Below are 12,355 nucleotides of genomic sequence, written 5' to 3' on the forward strand. Positions count from 1 at the left end.
TTCGCTGTCCTCCTACTTCTTCTCAGTCACCGTAAACGGCACAATACTTTCTGGCATGTAATTTACTTCGTATTTGTATTCATTGACCTTAGCGCCTTCTAAATCTTCAACCACATACATGTTCCAACTAGTCATGTTCACAAGATGTCTTTTGTACTGTTTCTTTCCTGTTTCAACTAGAATAACGAGTTTATTTTTATCTTCCGTATCCACAGATATTCGACCGATTGCTTCAAACTCCACTTTGTCCGTTCGAGTATTGATCACTGTCACCCGACGAATCACATTAAAATTATCTGCTTCTTGGCTTACATTGTAGGAAACTTTATCGCTTTCTCTTCCGCAAGCTCCTAATGTGATGCCTATTCCTAATAAACTGATAAATACAATTAATTTTTTCATTTGTTTTCCTCCTCAATCTCACATGCTTTTTCAAACTCGTTAGTGATACGCTCAAGCGCCTTTTTGTACTCAATAATACTTTTTATCACGTGACCTTCTCTCATCACGTAGTCACGCTGTATGGCTTTTAAACACATGCTCAACGTTTGGTAGTATCCAATAAACGAAACCCCTTCTACTTTTTCACCTTTGCTATTTACGGTATATTGAATATTCCCTTTTTCATCAAGAATCACTCGTGATAAAACAATATTTCTGCAATCACTCGTCTCAGTGATTCGATAGTTTTCAATTTTCATATCTAGCATTCCACAGCCCTCATTTCTGTAAATGGAACAATCGTTCTTCCACCACGCTCCACTACTAAGTGATCATCTTTTGGATGAGTACTTCCGATTGTTACTAAGGCTGATTTTTCGTAGACTGTCTTTACATATCCTTCGAACGGATATAGCCATGGTGTCTCACGCTTTGAATCGCAACAAAAGCATTCAACCTCTTGGTTAACTTCTGGAATGAATTTCTTTTTTCTGCTCATGCTTATTCACCTCGTCCAAAAATACGACGTTCTTTTTCTTCGGCCTTTTCTAAATCTAAAAGAACGCCTTGACCATCTTCTAAGACTTCGGGATTCACATAATATGTTTTATTCTCTAAGTCAAAACCACACATTTCCGTAATTTTTTCTAAGAATTTCGCATTTCTAAAAATAGGATTTTTATAAGTGGAATTTTCTTCTCTGAAAAATCGAACAGCGCCATTGTCTTCTTTTTTCGCTGATAAAAAAGCAATCTGTTTCTCTTTTTCATTCACGTAAACTTTTACATAAGCTACCCGTTTAAGATAATCTGCCGCTGCTAAACTAAAATTCAAACCATATTTTGAAATGGTGATACTCGGTTCTCTGCTGATACCGATAAATTCGAATAATTTAAAATCACTTGATAATTTCATTGTTTTCATCTCCGTTAAATCTATTTTTTGTTGTATTTTTGAAACCGGTTGGTTTTCTTCTAGCCATCTATATAATTTCCCTTGGCTAATTCCTAACGCACGATAGATTGATTTTTTCGCATAACCAAGCTCTACCAACCTTTCATACTCTTCGTAGGTAAACTCTTCTAAATCCATATTTGGTAATGGTTTGGATTCGTCTATCGTGTCCGCACCAATCGTTCCAGCGATTTCTTGCACTAATTTCAATTCTTGATCAGATAATTCTTCGACAGAGCGATCACCAATAATTGCTAATATTCGTCTTCTTCGCTCTCGTTTTTCTTGTCTTGTAAGAACCATATCACTGCTCCATTTGCTAATTTCTAAATGCCCTGCGCACTGTATACGCTTCGTTAATGATTTTCTTCAACGTATCCGATGGATAGATTCGATGACTTGCTTTCTTGGTATCTTGTTCATATAACCAAGCAAGCTGTGCTAAAGTGTCGTCATCAAGAGAAAATCTTGGTCTTTTCTTAGGTGTCCCACCTGTTTGTTTTGGCTGTCCCACCTACACAGTTGCTCCTTCTATTTCTTTTGAATAAAGCGATACCTCTACTCTTGGCTGTTTCGCATCTACTACGAAATGATGTGTGATTTCCACGATTTCATTCCAACCATCATTTGGTAACGCTCCTGCATTGACTAAGCCATCAAGAATAAACTTAACGGCAAACGCAATGTTATCAGGATCTTTCCGTCTGTTTTTCATGTACCAAGTAATGGACAAGCACACAGGGAGCTCGAAAGATAAGCCTTGTTGAATAGCCTCTAACACGGCTCGTTTACACCGATTGGTGTTTTTCTGTTTGACTTGATTTCCCTTCATCGGATGCGTACGTTGAATATTGATAAATTCGTTTAAACTCATTAATTCACCAGGAATATAAAACGTGTTCATGCGATTGCTCCTTTTACTGGTTGACATCTGACATTTTCCAGATAGCCATATCCTTGTTTCTTCTCATCTTCTGCAATACCAATAGCCAACCACTTCGCTTCTTCTGCTTCATCGTACATCTGATTTTCTTGTAAAATTTTCACTTGCTGTTCAAGTAACTGCACCAGTTCACTACGGTATAATTCGTTTTCCTGCAAAATCTGTTTATACTCCATGCCAGACATACGATATTTCTCTCGTTCTCTACACATGATGTCACTTCCTAATCGTATCGAAAGTCATAATCGATGGAAAAATCCATAAACTGTGGAATAAATTTAAACGGTATACACCCAGTCATTCCTTCACGATTTTTAGCAATCTGACAATCAACAATCTTTTCGTTTTGCTCATTCCTTGATAACAACAAAACGACATTCGCATCTTGTTCTAAACTGCCAGACTCTTTTAAATCTGCTAATGTTGGCTTCTTTTCTGCTCGTTGTTCCATTCCACGGTTCAACTGTGCGAAAAGAATGATTGTGATGTCTAGTTCATTAGTCAATAATTTCAACGTTCTTGTCACTTCATTCATGACTTGTCGTTCTGTTTTTCGACTATCAGTCACACCGACCAATCCTGCATAATCAATAAACGCCACATATTTGCCAGCTTTACTCTTTGCTCTCTTACGAATCACTTGCTTAATATCATTTAATTGCTCATACTCTGCACCGTATACTCTTAAATCATGTCGCATAATTTCTTGGAACGCTTGTTTGCTTATCTGCTGATTCTTTTCAGACAAGTTATGCGGATTTCTAAACAAGATAGAGTTGATCTTTGCTTTTCTAGATATAAAACGAGCAGTCAATTGCCATGCAGTCATTTCTAGCGTAAAGAAATCGACCGTTGTTCCTTCGTTCTTTTGCAAAATTTCCATTGCCATACTTGTTCCTAATGCTGTTTTCCCAACTGCTGGTCGAGCACCTATCACGACTAATTGACCACCACTCAAGCCACCGCCTAAATAGTTATCTAGTTTATCGAACGTTTGTAACAAAGGCTTCTCTGTGTCAATCAAGCCTAAAAACTCTTGATAAACATTGTCTAATCTGCCGTTAGGTTTGTTTTGCTTTAATACATTCTTTTCTGCAAGCAAGCTTTGTAATTTTTCGCTTAATTCTTCTGTGCCGTTTAAAGAAAATTCTTTTGCTGTATAAGTAAGTTCCCGCTCGATATAGTCTTTTTTCACGAAGTAGACTAAATGTGCTGTTATATCGTCTTCTGGTGCATTACCTACGAGCGTATCTAAGTCTTCTAGCGTGCCACTGTTTAACAAATTGATAGCTTGCATTTCACGGTAAACGTCTTTCAGTTGATAGCTAGTGCCTTTTAGGTTATTCAAGGCTTTTAGCACTTGTTGGCAATATTCATTAACGAACCATGCAGGATTGATTTCGTACTCCGTCAAACGTTTCGGTTCTTTTAACAAACTGGCAACTAACGCTAACTCATTGTTCATAAGCTTTCATCACCTCGTCGTAGTTATCTTGAAATCCTTGTGTATGATGTACTGGTTCATCTACTACGTCTTGCCAACGCTGTTGATTAAACCAAGTACCTCCTTGTGCAATATACTGTTTGTCTATGTTTGCAACTGATCGAGTATAAGCAACGATGCCATCTTGTATTTCTTTGTTCGTTGTACCTGCTTTGATTGCTTTCTTGTATGCTTTGAATGCGTCTGCTTTACGCTCTTTTCTTGGATACAAATTCCAAAGTTTCTCAAAGTCAGATTCTAACTCTGCCGACTTCGCCATTTTTGGCGTGGTTGGCGATATATTGTTGTTTTGTTTTGTATTGTTTATATAAGCTGAAGAATTTACTGTAGAATCTACTGAATGATTTACTTCCCTTTTTACTTTCTGATTTACTTTACTATCTACTGTAATATTTCCAGTAGAAGGGGATTCTACTGTAGTTTTTACTGAATAATTTCCAGTTAAATCAGTAATAATATAAACTCCAGCTTTTGTACGACCTCTCTTTTTGTATTGGAGGAGTCCATTTTGGATCAATTGGTTTCGATTATTAATCAATGTTTTTTCAGACGTTTTAGTCATTGCTTGTAGCCTTGTATTGGCAATCGATAATTCGCTCTGCCATCCACTTCTGTTTGCTATAACCATAAGCTTATACCAAAGCAATTGGGGACCAGCGCCAAGCTCGTTATATTCAAGCCAATTTTCGAAAGCATTAAGCTGTCTGAGATAATCCAATTGAGTTCCTCCTTTCATTTTAAAAATTGGAGAGGGAAATTAACTCCCTCATTATTTTTTTAATGGTGGATTCAGTGAATCAAATAATGCTGTTTGTTGATTAAAAGGGAAGGTCATCATCTGAAATATCAATCGTAGAACTACCTGCAAATGGATCATTTGAATGTGATTGCGCAAATGTGTTTTTGTTTGCTTCTTTACCGTTAGGACGTTCTACACCGTTAGGTTTGCTTCCTTCTTCATCAAGTTTGTTATAAGCTTTAACAGATAAATTCCATCTGTCGTTATAATCACTATGTTTCCAATCAACCGTAATATTTAACGTTTTACCCTTTGCTGCATTAACTAATTGTTGAATACTATCAATTGGTGTTCCATCTGGTACTCCAAGTGCAGTTAAAATCGTATTAAAACGTTTAGTAGAAAATTCAACATCGTTGTTATCCCAAACAATATTGTCATAAAGAATTTTCCCACCTTTATATTTGCCGTCGATTACTTCATAATTGAAGACAGCCATATCATTATTTGTTTCTTTTGTTTTTTTGCACTCAGAATCAGGAAGAATTTTCACATTGTAACTTCCTGCTTCCTTTACTGATTTACCTAAAACATTTTGTGAATCTACTACAAATAGTGCCATATTAAATTCCTTCTTCCTGATGATTATTTATTAGTTCCTTCGCTTCGATAAGCTTGCGATCATCGATTCTATTTTTCGCATGATTCCCGTTTTCTGGATTTAAATCAATCAAACGTTTATCATCATCAATATAGATACGACCGACTAAATCAAACATTGAGGTAAAAGCATTAAAAGTTTTTTCATTCATATCTGGACTAAAACGCCCTTTACCATCTAATCCGCTAGCACCATTGTCAACTTGGTGTGCAGTTGCATAAATAGTTTTGTTGCTCTCTCTTAATTTTGTTCCTAATTGTCTGAACCATAGTTGCAATTTCTGATAATTTTGACGTCCGTCTCGTGAAGCTCCGTCAATATTTTCTAGTACTAAATTTTGTAAGGCAGTCATGTTGTCTAAGATAATGACTTCGTATTCTGGTTTGCTCAATGCTCCTAGTACCCACTTATCTATTAATGATTGGATATTAGGAGCATCTCCACTTTCTAACTGAACAACAGAGATATCTTTTTCCCCAATTAATACGTTCGTTGATAAATCAAAACTAAAAAGTATTTTATTTCCTTCAAACTGTTTAGCTAGTGAAGTTTTTCCTGTACCGCCATCACCGTAAATAAAATACATATTCGCTTGTTTTGGTACTGTTCCATTTGGATAGAATTTCATACCTGCTTCACCTTCACTTTTACTTCTGGCTCTTTGATACCAACTGTTAGATTCGGAATATAACAACCATTCTCATCTATTACTCGAAGATCATCCGTTAGTTGAAACACACCGTCAGCAATCAACTTCTTGATGTCTAGTTGCTTTGGTTTGTATTCAGTTGACTCTTTGACCAATTCAGGATGTTCGTTTCGAAGATATTGAATAAATTGTTCTTTCTCTTCTTTTACTTTTGATGGTTGTAATTTAAAATGTGATGGTTTACGTAAATCTACAGGCTTCATCGTCAAAACAAAACTTTTGGTTTCGACTAATTCTGCATTGCCCATCAACTGTCTTTGGATAACTACTGCTTCATCAATTTCTTTTTGTAAATTTGCGCATACACGTTGTTTTCTTTCTGTTAGCTGTGCAATTTCAATATCGTATTGATTAAGCCGATGTTTCTTTGCTTGTTCTAATTCCTCGATTTTTTTCGTGATCCATTCCAAATCATGTCCTTCAAAATGACTCATCTTCTTCCTCCTCATCGATTGGTGCTTCATATGGTGGTTTAGCATAATCAGGATCAGTTAAATAGTTGTCAAGATTTGCTAACTCGTTCATATTTCCCCTCTTTTCCTCTTGCTAGCACGCAAAGCACAAGCATGGTAATTGCGAATAACAAGCCAAAGATTACGTACCTTTTCGCTACAATCACTAACGTGAAAAATAAAATAATGAGTAAATCAATTGTTTTTTCGTTCATCATTGAAATTCCTCCTTGGAAATTCGAGTCATCAAGTCAGCAAAATCTTCTTTACTATCAATATTGAATAATTGCTTAATTGATTGGCATAAAACTAATTTTCTGAGATCGCTTGGATTATCTAAATCAAGTTGTTTAAGTAAATCAATTTCAATTCCAATATGCATTTCTGCAAGCTCTATAGCATCACCACTTGCAGCGTTCAATGTAGTTTCGTCTCCTTTAACTGATAAAAGGACTGGAACGTCTTGTTTGTTGCATTCTTCGATTAACTCTTCAATAAGATTTTCAATTTTTTTATTCATATGATAAAATCTCCTTAGGTATAATTTTTGGTTTGTGACTCATTGCTTTGGACGGCTGAGTCACTTTTTTATTTCTCGCCACTTCTTCTGGCGTTCACGCCATTGTTCCCCTAACAATCTAGGTTTCATTTCTTCGTGGTATTCCTAATTTAGTTTTCGCATCAAGCGTTGATGTTCTTGTAATGTCATTCGCTCCCTCCTTCGTCTCTCACCGTCACCACCTCCGGAAAGAGGAGTTGCATTATGAAAAAATAGTATTAGTAGCAGATATAGAAAGGAGAAAAATCTACAACTCCTCTTTTCGGAAGTGGTGAATGTAGAACAAGTTTAAATATTTAAATTTCAAAAGTTTCTTTTAAAAATCGTTGTAATTCAGTTCGTTCAATTCGAATATCTTGTTCACTCCATTGTTGAATCTTTAAACCTTTTGAAATCCAACCGCTTAATTTATCATCGCCAATTTTCAATATTTCTTTTACTTGAGACTTATTCGGATAAGGTGGTAATTCAACAGTTTTAGTCAACAAGCTGGATCGCTTTTCGATTTCTTTCAAAACAATAAAAGTAATATTACTTGCTAATTCGTTTTGAATTACTTCATCTGGAATATTTAGTTGCATAGGTTACACCTCCTACAATTATTGTTTTGCTTTCCACCTCTTGGTAAAATATCAATGAAGAAAGGTGGGGAAAAAATGAACTTAAATGAGGTCCAAGCAGTTTACTATTTACTTCATGCTCTTCAATTTGACACCATTAACAAACAACAATTCAATTTAGTTGTAAGTTATAAGAACAAAATTTTGACTGCAGAATATTTACCTCTAACTGAGTCAAAAACGAGTATTATTTTAAAAAACTTTGATTCTGATTATGATATCCAAGAAAAACGAATTGATAACTGTTTACCAAAAGAAATGTTTAGTCTTTGGAAAAAAAATAAAGAAACTGTCTATTTTAGTACAAAAAAAGCTTTTTCTCATCCTGAATTATTGTTAGAAGAAATTGTTAATTTTGTTTCTAAAAACAGCAAAAAATCTCAATATATTGAACCTTTAACTAGAACAGTTAGAAATGTTCATTTTCTTGAAACCAATTTAAAATTAAAATCAATGTTAATTAATGATGATAATTTTGAAATTCTAGAAATCAAAGTTGATGATGATTCTTGCTTTATCGAATTTTAATAAAGTTGGATTCATATTGAAGCTTGTTATAAACCCATTGAAGACTTGCATACGCATCATCGTATGTTAAGTCTCTATTTTTTAATTCAGCTAAAATTGCTTCTCCTGATTCTTCAACTTCTTTTGAAAAACCAAATTTATCAATGTCGTTATTACGCTTAAATTTTGTTAAATAATGTTCTTTTTTATTTATCTGTTTTTCCATACTCTCACCTCACGCTGGTTGTTTTCACCCTTAACTTCATATCTAAAGCCATATCTAGTAATAGTTAAAATCCCGATATCTGATTCCATCACTATTTGGTTTGATGCTTTATCAAAACAAATTTTGCTCTCTTCCATTCTTCCTCACCTCACTCTGGTTGATTGCTAGAATCTACTTCTAACTTGATATCCAAAAGTTCTTCGATTTGTTTTAAACGTTCCTTAGGTTTTCTTTTTTCGATAAAAATATCTCGCAAATAAGTAATTGATATACCCATTCGTCGAGCTAATTCTCGTTGACTCCAACCTTTCTTGACTAATGCAATTAATACTTGCTGTTTTAAAGTCATTAAATATCATCTCCTTTTAAAACGAAAATTTTACATTGTTTTTTTACTTTAAGATTGACATACAGTGTAATATATTGCATAATGTAAGCATAGAAAATACAGCACACAAAATACGAGCTTTACTTATGTCTGGGGAGACTATTAAGTGATTACTTATTTGCTTTTTGTGTGTCGTGAATATCTTGCTTACAAATAAAGTATAATGCAATATTTTACATAAGTCAACTTAAAAATGTAAAATTTTACTTTTTGTAGTCTAGGAGGAATAAAATAATGCTTTTAGATAGAGTTGACAACCTTATTAAAGAAAAAAAAATGACTAGAGCAGAATTAGAAAGAAAGCTAGATTTTAGCGCTGGAAGTTTAAGAAATTGGAATAAAAGTACTCCATCTGGAGATAAAATACAAAAAGTAGCAGATTACTTTGATGTATCAACTGATTATCTTTTAGGACGTACTGATAAACGCCATTATTATGATTTAACAGAGAAAGATAAACAAGATATTGCTCTACAAGCTGAAAAATTACTTGAAGGCTTAGATTCAGATGCTGAAACAAATTATTATGGCGAACCTTTAGACGATGAAGATAAGGAAAAATTATACGATGCTATTCAACTTGCATTATCCTTAACTAAGGTTAAAGCAAAGAAAAAATTCACTCCTAAAAAATATCGTCAATAGGTGGTCTTTTATATGCATTTAAACAAATACTGGATTTTAGAAGAAATAGAAAAATTGTTTGTAGAATTTGGCTCTGATGCAATTAATCCATATAAAATAATCAAATATTCTGATATAGATTTAATTGAAACTAATTTAGGAAATAAAACATTAGGACAAACTATACGCAATAAAAGATGTTATGTAATATTAATCAATCAAAATCTATCTTATTCTATGAAAAGGTTTGTTTTATGGCATGAAATAGCCCACGTTAGACTCCATAAAGGTATTTCTACAGCTGCTTTCAGAGCAAATAATCTGAATCGCATGATTTGTGGTATAGAAGCTGAAGCTAATATGTTTGCAATTGAAATGTTAACTAGAACAATAGATGAACAAGATTTATCTTATATGAGTCAGTTCCAAATTATTGAATATTTAGGACTTCCTCATAACCTCGAACATTTAGTATTACAACATTAAAAATAAAAAAGCCCATGCTTTCACATGGACTCTTCCTCATTTCTGAGAATTGCTACAAAAAAATTATATAAAAATATACTCAGAATAACAAGGAGGAATTTATGGGAAACTTTTTATTTGCAATTGGACTACTAGGATTTTTCTTTGGAATAGGATTTCTGATATATTCCTTTTTCTCAAAGAAAAAAATAGCTAGAAAGAAAATTATTATTGGAATAATATCAGCCTTTGCAGCTATGGTTTGTGGAGTTACTATTTCTCCACCAGATACAGAACAATCAGCTACAAATAACACCACCGTTCAGTCAACAACAATTAGTTCTACCACTAGAGACACTTCTTCTGAAAGCAATGAAAAAGAAGAACAGAAAGCTAAAGAAGAGGATGAAAGAAAACAGCAGGAAGAGAAACGTAAAGCAGAAGAACAAAGACAACAAGCAATTGCTCAGGAACAAGCTAGACAAGCACAAGCTGCTCAAGAACAAGCCGTTGCTCAAGCTCAGCAACAAAATAACCAGCAAACAGTTTTAATTACGCCGACTGGCAAAAAGTATCATAATCATGTTTGTGGAAATGGTAATTATAGTCCTACAACTCTACAGGAAGCTTTAAATAGAGGTTTGACCCCTTGTGAAAAATGCTATGGTGGAGAACCAACAAATCCTTCTGAAGAAGTAGCTCCTTCATCGACAACACAAGTTGAACCACTACCTTCAAGTGAATCAACAATTGAAACTAATCCTTCCTCATCAGAAATTAGTTCTAATTCGATTATAACAGTACAGCAAGGAGAAGGTCCTAAACAGTTAGCAGAACGTGCAGGAATCACAATTGATCAACTATTTGAATTGAACGGGATGGATTCAAATAATTATATGCTTTATCCTGGACAACAATTAAGGATTAAATAAAAAGCCTTCGGGCTTTTCTTTTATAGCTATAAGAACATACATTCGAAAGGAGAAAAACATGCAATATCAAGAATTCAAAGAATGGTTAGAAAACAATTCTAATTCAAAACATATATTTTTAACCAAATGGAAAAACTATCAAATATCAAAAAATAGTAAACGAACTGGAAAAACAAAAAAGTGGGATGATGATAAAATCATTCGTACTGGCGAAGAAGAATGGAAAAAAATTGTGGCGAATACCTATCAAAAACTTAAATCTCATTTAGGAATTCCAAAATACAACGGATATCAAGAATGGATTGATTTTATAGAAAAAAATGAAATTTTAGAATCATTTGACAACAGTATTTTAGAAATAGAATTAGAATAGGAGTTGGATTTTATGGCAATGATTAAACAATACCAGAAGAAAAATGGTGAAAAAGCGTGGTACTTCAAGACATATCTTGGTATTGATCCATTAACTGGAAAGAAGAGATATACAACTAAAAGAGGATTCAAAACACAAAAAGAAGCGAAAATCGCACTAGCTAGACTAGAAGTTTTAGCTACAGATAAAAAACTAGTAAAAGATAATAACTACACTTTTACACAAGTAAAAGATATGTGGATTGAACAATATAAACCAACAGTCAGAGAAAGTACTTACTTACGTGTTAGGTTTTTGTTTGATAAAAACATTTCAACTTTTTTTGGAAATAAAAAAATACAAAGCTATAACATAGCTTACTGTCAAGAAGCTATCAACAAATGGAAAGAACAATATTCTACCTATAAAGCTTTAAAATGTTATACATCTGCAGTTTTTGATTATGCAAAAAAAATGAACCTAATTAAAGAAAATCCTATGAAAGAAGTAACTTTTTCAAAAGGAGAACGCAAGCAAAAAAAGACTAAATTAAAATATTTTGAAAAAGAAGAATTACAAGATTTTCTTGAATGCTGTCAAAAAGACAAATTCCCTATAACTTATCCTCTATTCAGAGTTCTAGCTTTTACAGGAATACGAAAAGGTGAAGCATTAGCATTAACTTGGGACGATGTAGATTTTTTTAATAAAACACTTGAAATCAATAAAACTATCACGAGAAATTCAGATAATAAATTTATTTCTACACCACCAAAAACAAACACATCTATTAGAAAAATTTCGCTAGATGACGAAACACTAAATATTTTGAAGGCATGGAAAACTCAGCAAAAACGTTATTTACTTGCCCATGGTCAACATGCTAAAACAAAGAATCAAATAATTTTTTCTTCTAAAAACAATAATTATATAGATATAACTCGACCTAATATTATTTTATCTAGAATATGCAAAGAACATAATTTCAATGATATTACCATACATGGCTTCCGTCATACACATTGTAGCTTATTATTTGAAGCTGGTTTGTCTGTCAAAGAAGTTCAAGAAAGGTTAGGACATTCAGATATTCATACAACAATGAACATATACACTCATGTGACTAAAAAACAAAAAGAAAGGTCTGCTGATAAGTTTGCAGCTTATTTAAATTTTTAAAAAGTATGGTCAAAAGTATGGTCAAAAAAATAAAAAAAGACTAAAAACCTTAAATATCAAGGTTTTTAGCCAATTAAAAATCAATAAAATTATTTAACAG

The 12,355-nt window shown here is 33.4% G+C and carries 23 protein-coding genes and 1 pseudogene; 6 read left to right on the forward strand and 18 right to left on the reverse strand.

Translation table 11 applies throughout. The features are described from left to right. Positions 1-12: 12 nt before the first annotated feature. From EVI01_RS12390 to EVI01_RS12460, 15 genes and pseudogenes are all read right to left on the reverse strand, one after another. Complete coding sequence (locus EVI01_RS12390) at positions 13-402, reverse strand: beta-sandwich lipoprotein (RefSeq protein ID WP_010720128.1); 390 nt, start codon at positions 400-402, stop codon at positions 13-15. Further along, positions 399-710 carry a hypothetical protein gene (locus tag EVI01_RS12395; RefSeq protein WP_010719514.1) on the reverse strand — a complete coding sequence of 104 codons (312 nt, stop codon included), beginning with the start codon at positions 708-710 and terminating at the stop codon, positions 399-401. The genes EVI01_RS12390 and EVI01_RS12395 overlap by 4 nt, the downstream gene beginning before the upstream one ends. Next, a complete protein-coding gene (locus EVI01_RS12400; RefSeq protein WP_010719515.1) occupies positions 704-940 on the reverse strand; it encodes a hypothetical protein in 237 nt (78 codons plus the stop codon). The genes EVI01_RS12395 and EVI01_RS12400 overlap by 7 nt, the downstream gene beginning before the upstream one ends. A 2-nt stretch (positions 941-942) precedes the next feature. Further along, positions 943-1,698 carry a hypothetical protein gene (locus EVI01_RS14175; RefSeq protein WP_261766401.1) on the reverse strand — a complete coding sequence of 252 codons (756 nt, stop codon included), beginning with the start codon at positions 1,696-1,698 and terminating at the stop codon, positions 943-945. Between the two features lie 16 nt (positions 1,699-1,714). Next, positions 1,715-1,909 (reverse strand): hypothetical protein, encoded by a 195-nt coding sequence (locus tag EVI01_RS12415; protein ID WP_010751838.1) that lies wholly within the window; start codon positions 1,907-1,909, stop codon positions 1,715-1,717. Next, complete coding sequence (locus EVI01_RS12420; protein WP_010719518.1) at positions 1,910-2,299, reverse strand: RusA family crossover junction endodeoxyribonuclease; 390 nt, start codon at positions 2,297-2,299, stop codon at positions 1,910-1,912. After that, positions 2,296-2,550 carry a hypothetical protein gene (locus EVI01_RS12425; RefSeq protein WP_010751839.1) on the reverse strand — a complete coding sequence of 85 codons (255 nt, stop codon included), beginning with the start codon at positions 2,548-2,550 and terminating at the stop codon, positions 2,296-2,298. Before EVI01_RS12425 ends, EVI01_RS12420 begins: the two co-directional genes overlap by 4 nt. Positions 2,551-2,561: 11 nt before the next feature. Beyond that, positions 2,562-3,803, reverse strand: a complete 1,242-nt coding sequence (locus EVI01_RS12430; RefSeq protein WP_010751840.1) for a DnaB-like helicase C-terminal domain-containing protein — start codon at positions 3,801-3,803, stop codon at positions 2,562-2,564. Positions 3,804-3,894: 91 nt separating this feature from the next. Next, a pseudogene (locus tag EVI01_RS14325) lies at positions 3,895-4,560 on the reverse strand (LvrA C-terminal domain-related protein); the annotation flags it as partial. A 100-nt stretch (positions 4,561-4,660) separates the two neighbouring features. Beyond that, entirely contained in the window at positions 4,661-5,203 is a 543-nt protein-coding gene (locus EVI01_RS12440; RefSeq protein WP_010719521.1) for a DUF669 domain-containing protein, read from the reverse strand. Position 5,204: 1 nt separating this feature from the next. Further along, a complete protein-coding gene (locus tag EVI01_RS12445; RefSeq protein WP_010751842.1) occupies positions 5,205-5,870 on the reverse strand; it encodes an AAA family ATPase in 666 nt (221 codons plus the stop codon). Continuing rightward, on the reverse strand, positions 5,867-6,385 hold the full coding sequence (locus EVI01_RS12450) for a hypothetical protein (RefSeq protein ID WP_010751843.1): 519 nt from the start codon (positions 6,383-6,385) through the stop codon (positions 5,867-5,869). Before EVI01_RS12450 ends, EVI01_RS12445 begins: the two co-directional genes overlap by 4 nt. A 68-nt stretch (positions 6,386-6,453) precedes the next feature. Next, complete coding sequence (locus EVI01_RS13770; protein ID WP_010751845.1) at positions 6,454-6,621, reverse strand: hypothetical protein; 168 nt, start codon at positions 6,619-6,621, stop codon at positions 6,454-6,456. After that, on the reverse strand, positions 6,618-6,923 hold the full coding sequence (locus EVI01_RS12455; protein WP_010751846.1) for a hypothetical protein: 306 nt from the start codon (positions 6,921-6,923) through the stop codon (positions 6,618-6,620). Before EVI01_RS12455 ends, EVI01_RS13770 begins: the two co-directional genes overlap by 4 nt. A 335-nt stretch (positions 6,924-7,258) precedes the next feature. Beyond that, complete coding sequence (locus tag EVI01_RS12460) at positions 7,259-7,543, reverse strand: hypothetical protein (protein ID WP_010751847.1); 285 nt, start codon at positions 7,541-7,543, stop codon at positions 7,259-7,261. A gap of 75 nt (positions 7,544-7,618) precedes the next feature. Here EVI01_RS12460 and EVI01_RS12465 point away from each other — a divergent pair, with 75 nt between their 5' ends. After that, positions 7,619-8,110, forward strand: a complete 492-nt coding sequence (locus EVI01_RS12465; RefSeq protein WP_010751848.1) for a hypothetical protein — start codon at positions 7,619-7,621, stop codon at positions 8,108-8,110. On the opposite strand, the gene EVI01_RS12470 is transcribed toward EVI01_RS12465, so the two are convergent. Genes EVI01_RS12470 through EVI01_RS12475 form a run of 3 tightly spaced genes read right to left on the reverse strand, consistent with a single transcriptional unit; the run spans position 8,097 to position 8,664 of the window. Then, positions 8,097-8,315: a hypothetical protein gene (locus EVI01_RS12470; RefSeq protein WP_010720140.1), complete on the reverse strand. Its 219-nt coding sequence runs from the start codon at positions 8,313-8,315 to the stop codon at positions 8,097-8,099. The genes EVI01_RS12465 and EVI01_RS12470 overlap by 14 nt on opposite strands. After that, on the reverse strand, positions 8,300-8,452 hold the full coding sequence (locus EVI01_RS13775) for a hypothetical protein (RefSeq protein WP_010751849.1): 153 nt from the start codon (positions 8,450-8,452) through the stop codon (positions 8,300-8,302). The genes EVI01_RS12470 and EVI01_RS13775 overlap by 16 nt, the downstream gene beginning before the upstream one ends. Positions 8,453-8,463: 11 nt before the next feature. Continuing rightward, positions 8,464-8,664, reverse strand: a complete 201-nt coding sequence (locus EVI01_RS12475) for a helix-turn-helix domain-containing protein (RefSeq protein WP_010751850.1) — start codon at positions 8,662-8,664, stop codon at positions 8,464-8,466. 273 nt (positions 8,665-8,937) lie between these two features. On the opposite strand from EVI01_RS12475, the gene EVI01_RS12480 reads away from it, so the two are divergent. The 5 genes from EVI01_RS12480 (at position 8,938) to EVI01_RS12500 (ending at position 12,255) form a co-directional block, all read left to right on the forward strand. Continuing rightward, positions 8,938-9,348, forward strand: a complete 411-nt coding sequence (locus tag EVI01_RS12480) for a helix-turn-helix domain-containing protein (RefSeq protein WP_010720143.1) — start codon at positions 8,938-8,940, stop codon at positions 9,346-9,348. Positions 9,349-9,360: 12 nt separating this feature from the next. Further along, positions 9,361-9,813 (forward strand): ImmA/IrrE family metallo-endopeptidase, encoded by a 453-nt coding sequence (locus tag EVI01_RS12485; RefSeq protein WP_010720144.1) that lies wholly within the window; start codon positions 9,361-9,363, stop codon positions 9,811-9,813. Positions 9,814-9,914: 101 nt separating this feature from the next. Further along, positions 9,915-10,724 carry a LysM peptidoglycan-binding domain-containing protein gene (locus tag EVI01_RS14240; RefSeq protein ID WP_010751851.1) on the forward strand — a complete coding sequence of 270 codons (810 nt, stop codon included), beginning with the start codon at positions 9,915-9,917 and terminating at the stop codon, positions 10,722-10,724. Between the two features lie 58 nt (positions 10,725-10,782). Further along, on the forward strand, positions 10,783-11,097 hold the full coding sequence (locus EVI01_RS12495) for a hypothetical protein (protein WP_010751852.1): 315 nt from the start codon (positions 10,783-10,785) through the stop codon (positions 11,095-11,097). 12 nt (positions 11,098-11,109) lie between these two features. Continuing rightward, positions 11,110-12,255: a site-specific integrase gene (locus EVI01_RS12500; RefSeq protein ID WP_010751853.1), complete on the forward strand. Its 1,146-nt coding sequence runs from the start codon at positions 11,110-11,112 to the stop codon at positions 12,253-12,255. Positions 12,256-12,355 lie beyond the last annotated feature (100 nt).

The organism is Enterococcus villorum, assembly GCF_007990225.1.
GTDB classification, from domain to species: domain Bacteria; phylum Bacillota; class Bacilli; order Lactobacillales; family Enterococcaceae; genus Enterococcus_B; species Enterococcus_B villorum.

Bases quoted from the DNA above. Each gene is read 5' to 3' on its own strand.
- EVI01_RS12425 (WP_010751839.1), bottom strand. From the start codon at position 2,550: ATGTGTAGAGAACGAGAGAAATATCGTATGTCTGGCATGGAGTATAAA.
- EVI01_RS12475 (WP_010751850.1), bottom strand. From the start codon at position 8,664: ATGACTTTAAAACAGCAAGTATTAATTGCATTAGTCAAGAAAGGTTGG.
- EVI01_RS12480 (WP_010720143.1), top strand. From the start codon at position 8,938: ATGCTTTTAGATAGAGTTGACAACCTTATTAAAGAAAAAAAAATGACT.
- EVI01_RS14240 (WP_010751851.1), top strand. From the start codon at position 9,915: ATGGGAAACTTTTTATTTGCAATTGGACTACTAGGATTTTTCTTTGGA.
- EVI01_RS12445 (WP_010751842.1), bottom strand. From the start codon at position 5,870: ATGAAATTCTATCCAAATGGAACAGTACCAAAACAAGCGAATATGTAT.
- EVI01_RS12495 (WP_010751852.1), top strand. From the start codon at position 10,783: ATGCAATATCAAGAATTCAAAGAATGGTTAGAAAACAATTCTAATTCA.
- EVI01_RS12390 (WP_010720128.1), bottom strand. From the start codon at position 402: ATGAAAAAATTAATTGTATTTATCAGTTTATTAGGAATAGGCATCACA.
- EVI01_RS12460 (WP_010751847.1), bottom strand. From the start codon at position 7,543: ATGCAACTAAATATTCCAGATGAAGTAATTCAAAACGAATTAGCAAGT.
- EVI01_RS12420 (WP_010719518.1), bottom strand. From the start codon at position 2,299: ATGAACACGTTTTATATTCCTGGTGAATTAATGAGTTTAAACGAATTT.
- EVI01_RS12440 (WP_010719521.1), bottom strand. From the start codon at position 5,203: ATGGCACTATTTGTAGTAGATTCACAAAATGTTTTAGGTAAATCAGTA.
- EVI01_RS12485 (WP_010720144.1), top strand. From the start codon at position 9,361: ATGCATTTAAACAAATACTGGATTTTAGAAGAAATAGAAAAATTGTTT.
- EVI01_RS12470 (WP_010720140.1), bottom strand. From the start codon at position 8,315: ATGGAAAAACAGATAAATAAAAAAGAACATTATTTAACAAAATTTAAG.
- EVI01_RS14175 (WP_261766401.1), bottom strand. From the start codon at position 1,698: ATGGTTCTTACAAGACAAGAAAAACGAGAGCGAAGAAGACGAATATTA.
- EVI01_RS12450 (WP_010751843.1), bottom strand. From the start codon at position 6,385: ATGAGTCATTTTGAAGGACATGATTTGGAATGGATCACGAAAAAAATC.
- EVI01_RS12465 (WP_010751848.1), top strand. From the start codon at position 7,619: ATGAACTTAAATGAGGTCCAAGCAGTTTACTATTTACTTCATGCTCTT.
- EVI01_RS12430 (WP_010751840.1), bottom strand. From the start codon at position 3,803: ATGAACAATGAGTTAGCGTTAGTTGCCAGTTTGTTAAAAGAACCGAAA.
- EVI01_RS13775 (WP_010751849.1), bottom strand. From the start codon at position 8,452: ATGGAAGAGAGCAAAATTTGTTTTGATAAAGCATCAAACCAAATAGTG.
- EVI01_RS12455 (WP_010751846.1), bottom strand. From the start codon at position 6,923: ATGAATAAAAAAATTGAAAATCTTATTGAAGAGTTAATCGAAGAATGC.
- EVI01_RS13770 (WP_010751845.1), bottom strand. From the start codon at position 6,621: ATGATGAACGAAAAAACAATTGATTTACTCATTATTTTATTTTTCACG.
- EVI01_RS12400 (WP_010719515.1), bottom strand. From the start codon at position 940: ATGAGCAGAAAAAAGAAATTCATTCCAGAAGTTAACCAAGAGGTTGAA.
- EVI01_RS12500 (WP_010751853.1), top strand. From the start codon at position 11,110: ATGGCAATGATTAAACAATACCAGAAGAAAAATGGTGAAAAAGCGTGG.
- EVI01_RS12395 (WP_010719514.1), bottom strand. From the start codon at position 710: ATGCTAGATATGAAAATTGAAAACTATCGAATCACTGAGACGAGTGAT.